The sequence below is a fragment of the Agromyces sp. NPDC058126 genome, from assembly GCF_042884595.1.
GTDB lineage: Bacteria > Actinomycetota > Actinomycetes > Actinomycetales > Microbacteriaceae > Agromyces.
This window is the reverse complement of the sequence record NZ_JBHVTS010000001.1, coordinates 1,005,468-1,021,368: the sequence shown is the minus strand read 5'-3', so window position 1 is coordinate 1,021,368 and position 15,901 is coordinate 1,005,468. Positions and strand designations below refer to the sequence as shown.

The 15,901-nt window shown below is 72.5% G+C and carries 16 protein-coding genes; 3 read left to right on the top strand and 13 right to left on the bottom strand.

Annotated elements, in window-relative coordinates; translation table 11 throughout:
• Positions 1-47 precede the first annotated feature (47 nt).
• A complete protein-coding gene (locus ACFVTR_RS04510) occupies positions 48-2,390 on the bottom strand; it encodes a heavy metal translocating P-type ATPase (RefSeq protein ID WP_387035114.1) in 2,343 nt (780 codons plus the stop codon).
• Between the two features lie 54 nt (positions 2,391-2,444).
• On the opposite strand from ACFVTR_RS04510, the gene ACFVTR_RS04505 reads away from it, so the two are divergent.
• Entirely contained in the window at positions 2,445-2,723 is a 279-nt protein-coding gene (locus ACFVTR_RS04505; protein WP_157422625.1) for a metal-sensitive transcriptional regulator, read from the top strand.
• Between the two features lie 10 nt (positions 2,724-2,733).
• Here the strand turns inward: ACFVTR_RS04505 and ACFVTR_RS04500 are convergent, their stop codons facing one another.
• The 6 genes from ACFVTR_RS04500 to ACFVTR_RS04475 all read right to left on the bottom strand — a co-directional run bounded on the left by ACFVTR_RS04500 (position 2,734) and on the right by ACFVTR_RS04475 (position 8,539).
• Positions 2,734-3,714, bottom strand: a complete 981-nt coding sequence (locus ACFVTR_RS04500) for a glycerophosphodiester phosphodiesterase (RefSeq protein WP_387035112.1) — start codon at positions 3,712-3,714, stop codon at positions 2,734-2,736.
• Positions 3,715-3,844: 130 nt separating this feature from the next.
• On the bottom strand, positions 3,845-4,084 hold the full coding sequence (locus tag ACFVTR_RS04495; protein ID WP_387035110.1) for a hypothetical protein: 240 nt from the start codon (positions 4,082-4,084) through the stop codon (positions 3,845-3,847).
• An 8-nt stretch (positions 4,085-4,092) separates the two neighbouring features.
• A complete protein-coding gene (locus ACFVTR_RS04490; RefSeq protein ID WP_387035108.1) occupies positions 4,093-4,953 on the bottom strand; it encodes an aldehyde dehydrogenase family protein in 861 nt (286 codons plus the stop codon).
• On the bottom strand, positions 4,950-6,515 hold the full coding sequence (locus tag ACFVTR_RS04485; protein WP_387035106.1) for an aldehyde dehydrogenase family protein: 1,566 nt from the start codon (positions 6,513-6,515) through the stop codon (positions 4,950-4,952). Before ACFVTR_RS04485 ends, ACFVTR_RS04490 begins: the two co-directional genes overlap by 4 nt.
• Before the next feature lie 16 nt (positions 6,516-6,531).
• Positions 6,532-7,554: a deoxyribose-phosphate aldolase gene (gene deoC, locus ACFVTR_RS04480; protein ID WP_387035104.1), complete on the bottom strand. Its 1,023-nt coding sequence runs from the start codon at positions 7,552-7,554 to the stop codon at positions 6,532-6,534.
• Between the two features lie 40 nt (positions 7,555-7,594).
• On the bottom strand, positions 7,595-8,539 hold the full coding sequence (locus ACFVTR_RS04475) for a sugar-binding transcriptional regulator (RefSeq protein WP_387035102.1): 945 nt from the start codon (positions 8,537-8,539) through the stop codon (positions 7,595-7,597).
• A 119-nt stretch (positions 8,540-8,658) separates the two neighbouring features.
• Here ACFVTR_RS04475 and ACFVTR_RS04470 point away from each other — a divergent pair, with 119 nt between their 5' ends.
• Positions 8,659-9,597: an ROK family protein gene (locus ACFVTR_RS04470; RefSeq protein ID WP_387035100.1), complete on the top strand. Its 939-nt coding sequence runs from the start codon at positions 8,659-8,661 to the stop codon at positions 9,595-9,597.
• A gap of 39 nt (positions 9,598-9,636) precedes the next feature.
• On the opposite strand, the gene ACFVTR_RS04465 is transcribed toward ACFVTR_RS04470, so the two are convergent.
• Genes ACFVTR_RS04465 through truB form a run of 5 tightly spaced genes read right to left on the bottom strand, consistent with a single transcriptional unit; the run spans position 9,637 to position 13,584 of the window.
• A complete protein-coding gene (locus ACFVTR_RS04465; protein ID WP_387035098.1) occupies positions 9,637-10,866 on the bottom strand; it encodes a CynX/NimT family MFS transporter in 1,230 nt (409 codons plus the stop codon).
• A 36-nt stretch (positions 10,867-10,902) separates the two neighbouring features.
• On the bottom strand, positions 10,903-11,835 hold the full coding sequence (locus ACFVTR_RS04460; protein WP_387035096.1) for a bifunctional riboflavin kinase/FAD synthetase: 933 nt from the start codon (positions 11,833-11,835) through the stop codon (positions 10,903-10,905).
• The gene (locus tag ACFVTR_RS04455) at positions 11,832-12,269 is read right to left on the bottom strand and encodes a hypothetical protein (protein WP_387035094.1); all 438 of its coding nucleotides are present in this window, start codon (positions 12,267-12,269) and stop codon (positions 11,832-11,834) included. Before ACFVTR_RS04455 ends, ACFVTR_RS04460 begins: the two co-directional genes overlap by 4 nt.
• Positions 12,270-12,298: 29 nt before the next feature.
• Positions 12,299-12,667, bottom strand: a complete 369-nt coding sequence (locus ACFVTR_RS04450; protein WP_387035093.1) for a hypothetical protein — start codon at positions 12,665-12,667, stop codon at positions 12,299-12,301.
• Positions 12,664-13,584, bottom strand: coding sequence for a tRNA pseudouridine(55) synthase TruB (gene truB, locus ACFVTR_RS04445; protein ID WP_387035092.1), 921 nt, complete (start codon positions 13,582-13,584; stop codon positions 12,664-12,666). Before truB ends, ACFVTR_RS04450 begins: the two co-directional genes overlap by 4 nt.
• Positions 13,585-13,650: 66 nt before the next feature.
• Between truB and ACFVTR_RS04440 the strand changes: the two genes are divergently transcribed.
• Complete coding sequence (locus ACFVTR_RS04440) at positions 13,651-14,646, top strand: ketopantoate reductase family protein (RefSeq protein ID WP_387035090.1); 996 nt, start codon at positions 13,651-13,653, stop codon at positions 14,644-14,646.
• Between the two features lie 145 nt (positions 14,647-14,791).
• On the opposite strand, the gene ACFVTR_RS04435 is transcribed toward ACFVTR_RS04440, so the two are convergent.
• On the bottom strand, positions 14,792-15,901 hold a 1,110-nt coding region (locus ACFVTR_RS04435), incomplete at its 5' end, for a hypothetical protein (RefSeq protein WP_387035088.1).

Below are 15,901 nucleotides of genomic sequence, written 5' to 3'. Positions count from 1 at the left end.
GCCCCAACGCTAGCCGCCGCCGCGCCCCCGCGTGGGACGGTTCGCGGTCAGGCCCGACGCAGCCGCAGGCTGTTCAGCACGACGAAGATGCTCGAGAACGCCATCGCCGCGCCCGCGATCATCGGGTTGAGGAACCCGGCCGCTGCGAGCGGGATCGCGGCGACGTTGTACGCGAACGCCCAGAAGAGGTTGCCGCGGATCGTGCCGAGCGTCGCACGGGCGAGCGAGATCGCGTCGGGGATCGCACCGGGCTCGTCGCGCGTGAGTGCGAGGTCGCTCGCACTCGCCGCCGCGTCGGTGCCGCCGCCCATCGCGATGCCGAGGTCGGCCGCCGCGAGCGCCGCGGCGTCGTTCACCCCGTCGCCGACCATCGCGGTCTTGCGTCCGGCCGCCTGCAGCTCGGTGACGGCGGCGAGCTTGCCCTCGGGGCTGACCTCGGCCTGCACCCGTTCGATGCCGAGCTCGGCGGCGACGCGTTCGGCCGGGCGACGTGCGTCGCCGGTGAGCAGGATCGGCTCGAGCCCCTGGGCGCGCAGCCGGTCGACCGCCTCGCGCGCACCCAGGCGGATCGAGTCGCCCACCTCGAGGAGGGCGCGCACCTCGCCGTCCCAGCCGACGGCGACCGCGGTCGCGTCGGAGGCGGCGACCAGTTCGGCGAGCGCCGCGGGCATGGTCATGCCGAGCCCCTCGAGGAAGGCGGGGCGGCCTACCGCGGCGTGGACGCCGTCGACGGTCGCGGTGACCCCGAGTCCGGCGTGGGCGCGGAACTCCAGCGCCTCGGGCACGGTCACCCCGCGCTCGGCGGCGCCGTCGACGACGGCCCGTGCGATGGGATGCTCCGAGCGGCGCTCGAGGGCGGCGGCGACGCCGAGCGCGACGGCCGCCTCGGTGCCGGCGGTCGGGGTGACCTCGGCGAGGCGCATGCGGCCCGTCGTCAGCGTGCCGGTCTTGTCGAGCAGGATCGTGTCGATCCCCGCGGTGCGGTCGAGCGTCTCGGGCCCCGTGATCAGGATCCCGCGCTCGGCGCCGCGGCCCGTGCCGACGAGGATCGCCATCGGGGTCGCGAGCCCGAGGGCGCACGGGCAGGCGATCACGAGCACCGCGACCGCGGCGGTGACGGCCTGCTCGACGGGGCTGCCGGTCGCGATCCACACGATCGCGGTGCCGACGGCGATCGCGATGACGATCGGCACGAACACGGCCGAGATGCGATCGGCGAGCCGCTGCGCCCGCGACTTGCCGAGCTGGGCGTCCTCCACGAGGCGCGCGATCTGCGCGAGCCTCGTGTCGGCGCCAACGCGGGTCGCGGTGACGACGATGCTGCCGCCGTGCACGATGGTCGCCGCGGTGACGGCGGCGCCGGCGGCGACGTCGACGGGTGCGGGTTCGCCGGTCAGCATCGACTCGTCGACGCTCGCCTCGCCGTCGGCGACCACGCCGTCGGCGGCGATGCGCTCACCGGGTCGCACCACGAAGCGGTCGCCGGGGCGCAGCGCGCTGATCGGCACGCGCACCTCGGCCTCGACCGAGTCGTCCGCGCCGCGCAGCACCGAGACCTCGCGCGGCGCGAGCTCGAGCAGGGTGCGCAGCGACCGGCCCGCGCGCCGCTTCGACTTCGCCTCGAGCACGCGCCCGAGCAGCAGGATCGTGATGACGCCCGCCGCGACCTCGAGGTAGATGTCGCCGCCCGGCGTTCCGCGCACGCCGAACGACCACTCGTGCGTCATGCCCGGCATGCCCGCGTGCCCGAAGAACAGCGACCACAGCGACCACGCGAAGGCGGTGAGGGTGCCGAGCGACACGAGCGTGTCCATCGTGAGGGCGCCGTGGCGCAGGTTCTGCCAGGCCGCCCGGTGGAACGGCCAACCGCCCCACACGACGACCGGCGCGGCGAGCGTGAGGGAGAGCCACTGCCAGTACGTGAACTGGAAGGCGGGGATCATGGCGATGACCACGACCGGCAGGGTGAGCACCGCCGACACGATGAGCCGGGTCATGAGCGGGTCGGATGCCTCGCGGCCGTCGCCGGCCGCACTCTCGGCGCCGGCTCGTGACGAGTCGTCGGCACTCGCGCGCGACACGCCGGGTTCGGCACCCGGGGCGACGGCGTGCCCCGCGACGACGCCGACGAACGGCACGAGCGCCGTGGCATCCGGCTGCGCGACGGGGGTGGCGGTGTAGCCGGCCTGCCTGACCGCGTCGACGAGCGCGTCGATCGAGGTGGACTGCGGGAAGGTGACCCGCGCCCGCTCGGTGGCGAGGTTGACCGCCGCCTCGACGCCGTCGAGTCGGCCGAGGCGCTTCTCGACACGGCCCACGCAGCTCGCGCACGTCATGCCCTCGATGTCGAGATCGATCGTGCGGACCGGTGGTGTGTCGAGCGTCGTCATGCGTTCGAGAGTACCCCCTAGGGGTATTCGACGCAAACGGGGTATCCTGTGAGAGTGATCGAGGACATCAAGAAGCGCGCACTGCACCGCACGAAGATCATCGAGGGCCAGCTGCGCGGCATCGAGAAGATGATCGAGAACGAGGACTACTGCGTCGACATCATCACCTTGTCGCTCGCCGTGCAGAAGTCGCTCGGTTCGCTGAACAAGCTCCTCGTCGAGAACCACCTGCGCACGCACGTCTCGCACATGTACGAGCAGGGCGGCGAGCAGCGCGACGAGGCGGTCGCCGAACTGGTGCGCATCTTCGAGCTCTCGAACAACCGCAGCTGACCCGCGGCGCTCAGGTTCCCGGTGAGGTCACCGCGAGCCAGGCGTCGAGCTCGCTCGGCTCGTCGGTGATGATGCCGTCGACGCCGAGGGCGTTCACCGCCTCCCAGTGCTCGTCGGTGTTGAGCGTGTAGCAGAGCACCGCGATGCCGGCCTCGTGCGCGAGGACCAGCGCACTGGGCTGCGCGGTCACCGAATCGACCGTGGTGCCGAATCCGATGAGCCCGAGCCGCTCGGCGAGCGGCACCGGATCCGCCGGCAGCTCGCGGATGAGCATGATGCGCGGCAGGGTCGGCGCGACGGCCCGCAACGAGTCGAGCGTCTCGAGGCTGAAGCTCTGCAGCACGATCCGTCCGCGGAGGCCGTGCCGTTCCACGAGGTCCGTCACGAGGCGCACCTCGTCGCGAGTCCAGTCGGCCTTCAGCTCCACGAGCGCGCGGGCGTCGTCCCGCTCGGCGAGCGCGAGGAGGAACGCCTCGAGCGTCGGGATCGGCGTGCCCGCGAACTCCGGCGCGTACCAGGCACCGGCATCGAGCCGCTCGAGCTCGGCGAGGTCGAGTTCGCCGACGGAGCGCGGATCGCCGGTGACCCGCTCGAGCGTGACGTCGTGGAAGAGCACCGGCACGCCGTCGCGCGTGAGCTGCACGTCGGTCTCGACGAACGCCAGCTCGTCCATCGCGAGCTCGAGCGACGGCATGGTGTTCTCGGGAGCCGTCGCACGATCGCCGCGGTGCCCGACGGTGAAGGCCGGTTCACCGGGAGCGCGGAGCGCACCGAACACGTCGATCGCGTAGACGGTCGGCGGCGACTGCGCGATGAACAGCACCACGGCGAGGATCGCGACCGCGATCGCGGCGAGCGTCGCGCGGACGGCTCGGCGGGGCGGGCTCGCGAACGCCTGGGACAGGCGGGGGCGGACGGGGATCGTGGCTGCGGCGGCACTCGGCCACCGCCGCACGGTCTCGGGTTCGACCATGCGGAAGGCGTGCTTCACGGGTTCGGGCCTTTCCACCGAACAGGCGACTCTGCCCGCGCGGTGCACGCTACTCTAGCAACACCGTTACCGTTTCGTTACCGAAATTCTCGAAGAATTCCACCGCCGTCCGGTCAGTGGGCCCCCGTGGTCAGCGCCGCTCGTTGCCGCGCCGGTAGTTGCCCGTCGCCCGTGCGAGCAGATGCTGCGCCTGCTCCTCGTCGGCCCGCTGCAACGCGGCACCGAGCCGCATCGCATCGCGCCCCCCGACCGTCGTGACGACCCGGCCGCCGCGCGACACGAGCACCGCACCGTCCTTCGAGATGCGGTAGTCGAAGGGGTCGGTGGCGAGCCGCCCGCGTTCGTCGGATGCGCCGTTGCGTCCCGCCACCGTCGTCCCTACCGCAGGCTCTTCGTGTGCCAGACGGTCTTCGTCTCGGTGAAGGCCGAGATGCGCCCGAGCGCCGGCGCCGCCGCATCCGGACCGTTCTCGGGGCGCAGCACCCGCTTCAGCGTGTCGGCCGCGTCGACCTCGAGCGAGATCCAGTCGAGCGCGCCCGCGCCGACCAGGTCGATCGCGTTCACGTCGGCGTGGCTCGCGAGCCAGGGGGCGATCTCGGCCGGCGAACCCGTCAGCACGTTCACGACGCCGCCCGGCACGTCGCTCGTCGCGAGCACCTCGGCGAGGCTGATCGCCGACAGCGGGAAGCGCTCGCTCGCCACGACGACGACGGAGTTGCCGGCGACGAGCGCCGGCGCGATCGCGGAGACGAAGCCGAGGAGTGAGGTGTCCTGCGGGGCCACGATCGCGACCACGCCCGTCGGCTCGGGCACCGAGATGTTGAAGTACGGGCCCGCCACCGGGTTCGCGTTGCCCGCGACCTGGGCGAACTTGTCGGCCCATCCGGCGTACCAGACCCAACGGTCGATCGACTCGTCGACCTGTGCGGCCGCGACGGCGCGCGAGACGCCCTCGGACTCCTCGATCTCGGCGATGAACTGCGCCCGGCGCCCCTCGAGGAGCTCGGCGATGCGGTACAGGACCTGGCCGCGGTTGTACGCGGTCGCCCCCGCCCAGCCCGAGACCGCGGAGCGCGCGGCGACGACCGCGTCGCGCGCGTCCTTGCGGGAGGCCAGGGCGGCGTTCGCGAGGAAGCGGCCGTCGGGCGCCGAGACCTCGTAGGTGCGCCCCGACTCGCTGCGCGGGAACTTGCCGCCGATGTAGAGCTTGTACGTCTTCGGCACGGCGAGGCGGGTCATCGCTTCGATCCCTTCGTGGTGGCCTTCTGCGTTCGACGCGTGCGCTTGGCGGCCGGCTCGGACGCCGAGGCATCCGCCGTGATCGCCGACTTCGCGGCGGAGCGTGCGACCGCCGCCTGCCCGATGGGCGCCGGCGCGAGGTACGCGGCGAGCCCGTGGCGGCCGCCTTCGCGGCCATAGCCCGACTCCTTGTAGCCGCCGAACGGCGAGCTCGGGTCGAAGCGGTTGAAGGTGTTCGCCCAGATCACGCCGGCGCGCAGCTGGTCGGCGACGGCGAGGATGCGGCTGCCCTTGTCGGTCCAGATGCCCGCCGAGAGGCCGTAGGGCGTGTTGTTCGCCTTGGCGATCGCCTCTTGAGGAGTGCGGAAGGTCAGCACCGAGAGCACCGGTCCGAAGATCTCCTCGCGGGCGATGCGGCTCGAGGTCTGCACGCCGGTGAAGATCGTCGGGGCGTACCAGAAGCCGTTCTCGGGGATTTCGCACGGCGCGCTCCACCGCTCGGCGCCCTCGGCGACGCCGGCGTCGCTGAGCTCGCGGATGCGGTCGAGCTGCTCGCGCGAGTTGATGGCGCCGATGTCGGTGTTCTTGTCGAGCGGGTCGCCGAGGCGCAGCGTCGAGAGACGCGTCTTCAGCCGCTCGACGACCTCGTCGTGGATGTTCTCCTGCACGAGCAGGCGGCTGCCCGCGCAGCACACGTGGCCCTGGTTGAAGAAGATGCCGTTGACGATGCCCTCGATCGCCTGGTCGACGGGCGCGTCGTCGAACACGATGTTCGCCGCCTTGCCGCCGAGCTCGAGCGTGGCCCGCTTGTCGGTGCCGGCGATCTGCTTCGCGATCGCCCGGCCCACGGCGGTCGAGCCCGTGAAGGCGACCTTGTCGACGCCCTCGTGCGAGACGAGGGCGGCCCCCGTGTCGCCGGCGCCCGTGATGATGTTCACGACGCCCGGCGGCAGCTCGGCCTGCTGCAGGATCTCGGCGAAGATGAGCGCCGTGAGCGGCGTCGTCTCGGCGGGCTTCAGCACGACGGTGTTGCCGGCGGCCAGCGCGGGCGCGATCTTCCACGCGAGCATGAGCAGCGGGAAGTTCCACGGGATGACCTGGGCGGCCACGCCGAGCGAGCGCGGGTCGGCGCCGAGGCCCGCGTGGTCGAGCTTGTCGGCCCAGCCCGCGTAGTAGAAGAACCACGCAGCGACGAGCGGCACGTCGACGTCGCGCGACTCCTTGATCGGCTTGCCGTTGTCGAGCGACTCGGCGACCGCGAGCTCGCGGGCGCGCTCCTGCACGAGGCGCGCGATGCGGAAGAGGTACTTGCCGCGGTCCCGGCCGCTCATCTTCGACCAGACGCGGTCGTAGGCGCGCCGGGCCGCGGCGACCGCGTCGGCCACGTCGGCCTCGTTCGCGTTCGCGATCGTCGCGATGCGCTCTTCGCTCGCCGGCGAGATCGTCTGGAAGGGGGTGCCGCGGCCGTCGACGAACTCGCCGTCGATGAAGAGGCCGTAGCTGTCGCGGAGCGAGAGGATCGCCCGCGACTCGGGGGCGGGTGCGTAGTCGAGGAAGCTCATGTCCAGTCCAGTCCAGTCAGTCGATCGTCACGTAGTCGGCGCCCGAGTAGTGGCCGCTCTTCAGCTTCTGCCGCTGCAGCAGCACGTCGTTGAGGAGGCTCGACGCACCGAAGCGGAACAGATGGGGCACGAGCCACTCCTCGCCGACGGTCTCGGCGACGGTGACGAGGTACTTGATCGCGTCCTTCGACGAGCGGATGCCGCCCGCCGGCTTCACGCCGACCTTGTGCCCCGTCAGGCGGTGCCAGTCGCGCACGACCTCGAGCATGAGCAACGTCACGGGCAGGGTCGCGGCCGGCGACACCTTGCCGGTCGAGGTCTTGATGAAGTCGCCGCCCGCGAGGATCGAGAGCCACGAGGCACGGCGCACGTTGTCGTAGGTCACGAGCTCGCCGGTCTCGAGGATCACCTTGAGGCTCGCGCTCGTGCCGTCGGGCCGGCGGCAGGCCTCTTTCACGGCGACGATCTGGTCGAAGACCTCGCCGTAGCGTCCGGCGAGGAAGGCTCCGCGGTCGATGACCATGTCGATCTCGTCGGCGCCCGCGGCGACCGCCTCGGCCGTGTCGGCGAGCTTGATCGCGAGCGAGGAGCGGCCGCTCGGGAACGCGGTGGCGACCGCGGCGACCGAGATCAGGCCGTCGTCGGGGTCGCCGTGCGCGGCGCCCAGCGCCTCGACGGCGAACGGCACCATGTCGCCGTAGACGCACACGGCGGCGACGCGCGGCGTCGCCGGGTCGGATGCGTCGGGGGTGAGCGCCTTCGCGACGAGCGAGCGCACCTTGCCCGGGGTGTCGGCGCCCTCGAGCGTCGTGAGGTCGATGAGCTCGATGATGCGGTCGAGCGCCCAGGCCTTCGACGTCGTCTTGATCGAACGGGTGCCGAGGGCGGCGGCGCGCTGCTCGAGGCCGACGGCGTCGACCCCGGGGATGCCGTGGAGGTAGCGACCGAGCGTCTGGTCGTCGGGCTCGCCGCCGAGCACGGCGAGCGCGCGCTCGCGCGCGGTGGCGAGGGCAGTGCCGGCGTTGACCGGTGCTGACATGAGTGGACCTGGCTTTCGTGTGGTGGACGACGGCGCTGGATCAGCCGTCGAGGAGGTGGAGGGCGGTGGACTCGTCGGTGACGAGCACCGTGCAGAGCCGGCTGCGCACGACCGCGTCGGCCACGGCGTGCTTGGCGGGGCCCGCGACGACGGCGATCGAGAGCGGTGAGCTGCGGATCTCGTCGAGCGTGAGCCCGACGGTGCGGGCGTCGAGGGCGGGGTCGACGATGTTGCCGTCGGAGTCGATGTACCGGCCGACGACGTCGCCGACGGCACCCTTGGCCACGAGGAGGTCGACGTCGCCGGGCGCGAGATAGCCGCTCTCGACGTGGACCGAGCTGTGGTCGGCGGCGCCGGCGCTGAACAGGTAGGCGTCGGCCGAGCGGGCGAGCTCGATGACGCCGGCGACCACGCGGTCGGACTCGATCGCGTGCTTCGTCTCGAGGCGTTCGAGGATGGCAGGGCTCGGCAGGAGGGTCGCCTGGCCGCCGCCCTTCTGCGAGATCGCGACGGCGGTCGCCGCGGCGGTGCCCGCGCGTCGGTTGAGGCTCACGCCGCCGTTGATCTGCACGACGTTGACGCCGGTCGCCCAGCCGTTGCGCAGGTGCTGGGAGATCTCGAAGAGCGTGCGGCCCCAGCTCACGCCGAGCGTGCGCGGCACGGGGCGGAGGGCCGTCAGGTAGTCGGCGGCGGCCTGCGCCGTGCGCGCCTGCAGCTCTTCGGCCGAGGAGACGCCGGCGGAGGAGACGACGATGGCGTCGGTGAGGCCGCGCTCCTCGCGGAGCCGTCGCTCGATCGGCAGCCGACGGGCGCGTGGGTGCAGGATCTCGATGCGGATGAACCCGCGGTGCTTCGCCTGCGCGAGCAGGCGCCCCACCTTCCACCGGGTGAGATTCAGCGCCTGGCCGATCTCGTCCTGGGTCTTGTTCTCCTCGTAGTAGAGCTCTGCCGCCCTGATGGAGAGGAGTTCGTCGATCTCGTCCATGCGCCTCCGTCCGCCTCGACTTCCAGCGTAGGCAGCCGCGTGCGCATCGGCAACACTCGCAGGCGATCCTGCTCATATGAGCAAGTCGCTGTCGGATGCTGCGCGCCTATGCTGGTGCAATGCCCACGCCCCTCGCGCTCGCCGTCGACTTCGGCGGCACCAAGGTCGAAGCCGCGCTCGTCGACGAGCACGGCACCCTCCTCACCGGCTCCCGTCACCGTCGGCCGACCGGTGCGACCGCGACCGCCGAAGAACTCGACCGGTCCGTGCGCGAGGTCGTCGAGGCCGCCAGGGCCGCACTCCCGGCCGACGCCGAGCTCGTCGGCGCGGGCGTCGGCTCTGCCGGCCCGATCGAGGTCGCCACGGGGCGCGTCTCCCCGCTCAACGTCCCCGCCTGGCGCGGCCACCCCCTTCGCGACCGGCTCACCGAGACCCTGCCCGAGACGCCCGTGGTGCTGCGGATCGACGGCCTCTGCATCGCGCTCGCCGAGCACTGGGTCGGCGCCGGTGCCGGCGCTCGCCACGAGAACCTCCTCGGTATGGTCGTCTCGACCGGCGTCGGGGGCGGGCTCGTGATCGGCGGCCGCGCCGTCGCGAGCCCCACCGGCAACGGCGGGCACATCGGCCACGTCGAGGTCGGCGGGTTCGACGACCTCTGCAGCTGCGGCGGCCGCGGCTGCCTCGAGGCGATCGCGTCGGGTCCGCGCACCGTCGCGTGGGCCCGCACTCGCGGTTTCACCGGCACGACGGGCGAAGACCTCGCCCGTGCCCACGCCGCAGGCGACCCCGTCGCGCTCGCGGCGGTCGAACGCTCGGGCACCGCGATCGGCCACGCCATCGCCTCGGCGACGAACCTCCTCGACCTCGACCTCGTCGCGATCGGCGGCGGGTTCTCCCGGGTCTCCCCCGTGCTCCTCGACCACGCCCGCGCCGCCGTCGCCGAGCGCACCGGCTTCGCCTTCGCGACGCGCGTCGAGATCGTCCCCTCCGCGCTCTCCGACGAGGGGCCGCTGATCGGCGCCGCGGCGCTCGTGCACCGGCCCGATCTCATCGTCTGACCGCGCGGGGCGCGACGGCATCGCCGCGGCGACGCCCGTTCAGCGCCCCTGGCGGTCGTCCTCGACGAACCGCGGCCTCGCCACGACGACCCCGGCGACCGCCGCGGGCAGCGCCGAGACGAGCAGCAGCACGAGCGGGAGCGTCCAGCCCCCGCTCGCCTGGTGCAGGAGGCCGACGACGAGCGGGCCGACGGCGACGATCAGGTAGCCGACCGACTGCACGAATCCCGACAGCGCGACCGCCCCGGTGTGCGTGCGCGAGCGCAGGTTGATGAGCACGAGCGTGAGGGGGAAGATCATCGGGCCGATGCCGATCAGCACGACCCAGAGCCAGGTCGCCGTCGACGGCGCGAACAGCAGCCCGAGGTAACCCACGACGAACGACGCGACCGAGACGCCGACGAGCAGCCGGATCCGCCCGTACCGCGCGGCGATGATCGGCACGACGAGCCCTGCGGGCAAGCCCATCGCCGCATAGAGCGCGAGCAGCGCCCCCGCCTCGGCCGGCGTCGTCCCGGCGATGTCGTGCAGCATCTGCGGCAACCAGGCGAACGCGGCGTAGGCGTTGAAGCCCGAGACCGTGAACACCACGGTGAGCGCCCACGCGAGCGGCGAGCGCGCCATCTGCGCGAACCCGCCCGGACCCGCCTCCTCGGGCTCGGTCGCGGGCGCGGCGGCCTGCCGCCCCCGCTTCGACCGTACGAGCAGCGCGATCCACGGCACGAGCGACAGCGCCGCCACGACCGCCCACTCGCCGAGCGAGACGCGCCACCCCGATGCCTCTGCGACCGGCACGGCGACGAGCGGCGGGATGAACGTGCTCACCGACATCGCGGTCACGTAGATCGTCGTCATGAGCCCGATGCGGTCGGGGAAGTACCGCTTCACGAGCGGGGGCAGCAGCACGTTGCCCACGCCGATCGCGGCGAAAGCGAGCGCACTCGCCAGCACGAGGGCGACCGCCGAGCCCGCGAGTCCGCGCCAGGCGAGGCCGACGCCGAGCACCACGAGTGCGCCGACGAGCATCGGCTCGAGCCCGATCCGTCTCGCCAGCCGCGGCGTCGCGATGCCGAACACGGCGTAGCAGAGCGGCGGCAGCATGCCGAGCAGGCCGACGACCGCCGGCCCGAGCGCGATGTCCTCCTGCAGCCGCGCCAGGATCGGCGAGAGGGAGGCGACCGCGGTCCGCAGGTTGAACGCGACGAGCACGATGCCGACGAGCGCGAGCGATCGGCCCGCCCACAACGGTCGAGACGGCGGTCGGGTCACTCCCACGAGTCTAGGTCGGCCCGCGGGACGCGCCGCTCACAGGTCGAGGATGCCCCGGGTTCGCTCGACGTCGTCGCGGATCGTGTCGATGAGCGCGGGGATCGAGGTGAAGGCCACCATGCCCCGGATGCGGTCGACGAACTCGACGTCGACGACGTGGTCGTAGAGATCGAGCTCGCGGTCGAGCACGTAGGCCTCGACCTGCTTCTTCGGCACGCCCTCGAAGGTCGGGTTGTCGCCGACCGAGATCGCCGCCGGGTATCGCGTGCCAGCGTCGGTGAGCCAGCCCGCGTACACGCCGTCGGCGGGGATCAGCCCCTCGGACTCGGGCGTCAGGTTCGCGGTCGGGAATCCGAGCTCGCGCCCGCGGGCCGCACCGTGCACGACGATGCCCGACACGGTCGGCGTGTGGCCGAGCATCTCGGTGGCGCGCCGCACGTCGCCGTCGGCGAGGAGCTCGCGCACCCAGGTCGACGACACCCGCCGCTCCCCCTCGGGGGCGACGTCGTCGACCACCTCGACGGTGAAGCCGAAGCGCGCGCCGAGGTCGATGAGCAGCGGCACGTCCCCGGCGCCGCGGGCGCCGTAGCGGAAGTCGCCGCCGACGAGCACGGCCTTCGCCTGCAGCGTGTCGACGAGCACCCGTTCGACGAACTCCGTCGCCGGCACCGAGGCGAGTGCACGATCGAACGGCAGCAGCACCGTGGCATCCAGCCCGGTCGTCGCGAGCAGCTCGAGCTTCTGGCGCACGCTCACGAGCGACTCGGGGCACTTCTCGGGCGCGAGCAGCGCGAGCGGATTGCGGTCGAACGTCACGACCGTCGTGGCGAGATGCTCGGCCTCGGCGATCCCGCGGAGGCGGGCGATGACTTCGCGGTGCCCGCGGTGCACGCCGTCGAACTTGCCGATCGTGACCGCCGAGGGGCCGAAGCCCTCGGGGACGGCGCCGAGCCCCTTGTACGTCTTCACTCGGCGCCCGCCGTCGGCCGGTGCTTCGCGAGCCACCACATGCCGAGCACGGGCAGCACGAGCGGGATGAACAGGTACCCGCGGCCGAACCACGACCACACCGTGTCGTGCGGGAACAGCGCCGGGTCGACGATGCTCAGCGTGCCCACGACGAGCACGCCGGTGAACTCGAACGCGATCGTCGCCCAGGCGACGCGGTACCAGACCACTCCGGGCCGCACGAGCGCGATCGTCGCCACGACGTAGACGACGGCGGCGAGCGCCGACAGCGCGTACGCGAGCGGCGCCTCGTCGTACTTCGAGACGATCTGCACGAAGGAGCGACCCAGGGCCGCGAGGGCCAGCACGCCGTAGACGGCGACCAGTACGCGCCCGATGCCGCTCATCTTCGTCGGCGTACGGGTCTCCGCCGGGGCGCTCTGCAGGCTTTCCATGTCTTTCGATTCTCTCAGAAGTGCGGCGCTCAGACCGACTGCACGGTCCAGATCTGCAGCATCCGGTACACCATCACGCCGACCGAGAGCGCGGCGACGCCGAGCACGACGGTCGACCAGCGGTTGCGTTCGAGCAGCGCCCAGAACGCGGCGGCCGGCGGCAGCAGCGCCGCCGAGACGAGGTAGACCCAGAACTCGAGCGCGCTGCCCGTCGGCGAGTTGCCGAACGCGGGCGCGGCGATCGCGACCACGATCTGCACGAGGATGAGGAGCTCGACGACGGCGAGCGCCCCGAGCGTGAGGTCGCTCGGCACGCGGCCGGCGAAGCCGAGCACGAGGCAGAGCAGGCCGGCCGCGACGGCGACCGCGAGCTGCACCCAGGCGAACCACTCGATCATGCGCCGACCTCCTGCGGGAACCCCGTGACGACCTTCCACTGCCCTCCGCGGCGCTCGACGATCGCGATGAGGCGTTCGCCGGGCGCGACGGCCGCGAAGGGCTCGCCGCGGCGATCGGCGGATGCCTCGTCGCCGGCGCCGCTGACCGGCACGCGCTTGCCGTGCCCGAGGTCGATCGCCTCCGCCTCGGAGAACTCGACGACCGGCAGCGCCCGTCGCGCCGCGGCGGTCGGGCTCATCATGGCCGAAGCGACGTCGAAGCCCTCGAGCGCTGCGGCTTCGTCGACGCCGAATCGGCCGATGCGGCTGCGGCGGAGTGCCGTCAGGTGACCGCCCGTGCTGAGCGCGGCGCCGAGATCGCGCGCGAGTGCCCGGATGTACGTGCCGGAGGAGCACTCGACGCGCACGTCGAGGTCGAGGCATCCCTCGCCGGGCCGAACCGCGAGCAGCTCGTAGGCCGAGACGGTGACCCGGCGGGGCGCGATCTCGACGGCCTCGCCGTCGCGCACCCGCTGGTACGCCCGCTTGCCGTCGATCTTCACCGCGCTCACCGCGCTCGGCACCTGATCGATCTCGCCCGTGAAGGCGAGCATGGCCTCACGCAGCGACGACTCGTCCTGGGCGAGCGCGGCCGCCGTCATCTGGGCAGTGGCGGGCAGCGCCTCGCCCTCGGCGTCGTCGGTCGTGGTGCCCCACCCGAGCCGGATCGTCGCGAAGTACTCCTTGTCGAGCCCGACGAGGTAATGCAGGAGACGCGTGGCGTTGCCGACGCCGAGCACGAGCAGCCCCGTCGCCATCGGATCGAGCGTGCCGGCATGGCCGATCTTGCGCGTCCCGGCGAGGCGCCGCATGCGGGCGACGACGTCGTGGCTCGTGATCCCCTGCGGCTTGTCGACGAGGAGGATGCCGCTGTTCACGCGGTACAGGCTAACAGTCGCCGGGACCCGGACCGGTGCGGCCCGACGCGGCCCTACGCTGGAGCGGTGAGGATCGGCATCATCGGCGCCGGAGCGCTGGGCGGAACATTCGCGGCGCTGCTGGCGCGCGCGGGGCACGAGATCGAGGTGACCGCGCGCGGCGCGGGACTCGAGGCGATCAGGGCGGACGGGATCCGCCTGAGCGGCGGCTACGGCGATGCCCACGTCAGGGTCGCGGCGAGCGAGTTGCTCACGGTCCACCCCGAGCTCGCGCTCGTCTGCACGAAGGCGCAGGACGCCGAGGCGGCGCTCACCGCGAACGCCTCGCTCCTCGACGGAGTGCCGCTCGTCATCGTGCAGAACGGGCTCGACGGCGTCGCGACGGCCGAGCGCGTCCTGCCGGGGTCGACCGCCGTCGGACTGCTCTCGATCATCGCGGCGAACTACACCGAGCCCGGCGTCGTGCGGGTGACGACGCCGGCGACGAGCTATCTCGGCCGCGGCGACGGCGCCCCCGACGCCGAGTCGATCCGCCTCGCGACGATCCTCTCCGAGGCCGTGCCCGTCGTCGCGATCGCCGGGTTCCGCGGCGCCCAGTGGACGAAGCTCATCGTGAACATGCTGAACGCCGTGCCCGCGATCGTCGGCCGGAGCGTGCAGGACGTCATCGGGGACCGCCGGCTGCGTCTCGTCGTGGCCGCGTCGATGCGCGAGGCCGTGCGCACCGGCATCGCGCGCGGGGTGCGTTTCGGTGCCCTGCAGGGCCTCGGCGATCGGCGGCTGCGGCTCTTCGCACGGCTGCCGCTCGCGCTCGGTCAGGCACTCCCCTGGCTCATGGGCGTGCGGATGGGCCGGGTGCCGAACCTCGGCTCGACGCAGCAGAGCCTGCGCCGCGGCCAGCCCACGGAGATCGACTTCCTGAACGGCGCCGTCGTGCGCGAGGCCGCGCTCGCCGGGCTCGATGCCCCCGTCAGTCGCGCGCTCACTGCGCTCGTGCACGAGGTCGAGGCGAGCGGTGCCTCGTTGCCGGCCGAGCGGGTGCTCGCGGCCGTTCGCGTCTGATCCGGATGCCCCGCGCCCGGGCCGCCCACGCGAGGCGGACGGCGTCGCGGCGCGCCCTTCGTCGCGCGCGCCCGGTCATCGCGGCGACCCGACGGCGCGGACGACGAAGGGGGCCCGGCGAACCGGACCCCCTTCGTGTGCTGCGTCAGGACTGCTTGCGGCGCAGGCGAGCGATCACGAGGAACGCGATGCCTGCCAGGACCACGACGCCCGCGACGATCGCGATCGTCGTGCCGGCGAAGCCGGTGTCCGCGAGGCCGTCGCCGGCGGGTGCCGCTCCGTCGCCGCCGGGCTCACCCGGGGTCTCGGGCGCGGGCGGCGCCGCGATGCAGTCGGGCGTGGCCGGCGGGTAGCTCAGCGCGATCGAGAGCTCGGGGTTCACGATGAACGTCGCGCTCGTGAGGTCGCGGGTCCAGGCGAAGTTGTCGTCGGTCTGGACCCACGTGCCATCGCCGAGCTGCTTCCAGCCCGGCCATCCGGTCGCGTTGCCCTCGTCGTCGACGGAGGCGCCGGGCCAGAGGACGCGGTCCTCGAGCACGCCCTCGTCGTTCAGCGTTCCGAGGGCGATCGTCTCGGTGTGCTCCCCATCGCTCAGGACGAGCGAGACGTCGCGGCTGGTCGCCTGGTCGTCAGGATCCGTCAGCGTGACCTTGTACGAGATCCACGGCGCGTCCGCTTCGCAGACGCCGGTCGCGACCGAGCCGTCGAGCACCGGCGCGATGCAGGGCTCGTCATCGAGGGTCCACGGGCCGAACACGACCTCCGACTTGCCGCCCTCGAACACGTAGCCCTTCGCAGGCTTCGCGGTCAGCGTGAGCTTGCCGTCGGCGACCGACTCCGACCACACGACGCCCGGGAGCGTCTCGTCGTAGGCGACCGACTCGTTGTCGACGCCGCACGCGTCGGCGAAGGAGGCCTGGGTCGGCACCGGGATCAGGACGTCGCACGGCGTCTGGTTGAGCGTCCACGGGCCGAACACGACCTCGGACTCGCCGTTCTCGAAGGCGTAGCCCTCCGCCGGCGTCGCGGTCAGGGTGATCTTGCCGTCGACGAGCGACTCCGACCATTCGACGCCGGTGAGCGCCTTGTCGTAGCTCAGCACGTAGTTGTCGACACCGCATTCATCCGTGAACGTGGCGACCGGAGCGGCGATCTTCTCGTCGCACGGCGTCTGGTTGAGCGTCCACGGGCCGAACACGACCTCCGACTTGCCGCCCTCGAACACGTAGCCCTTCGCCGGCTTCGCCGTCAGGGT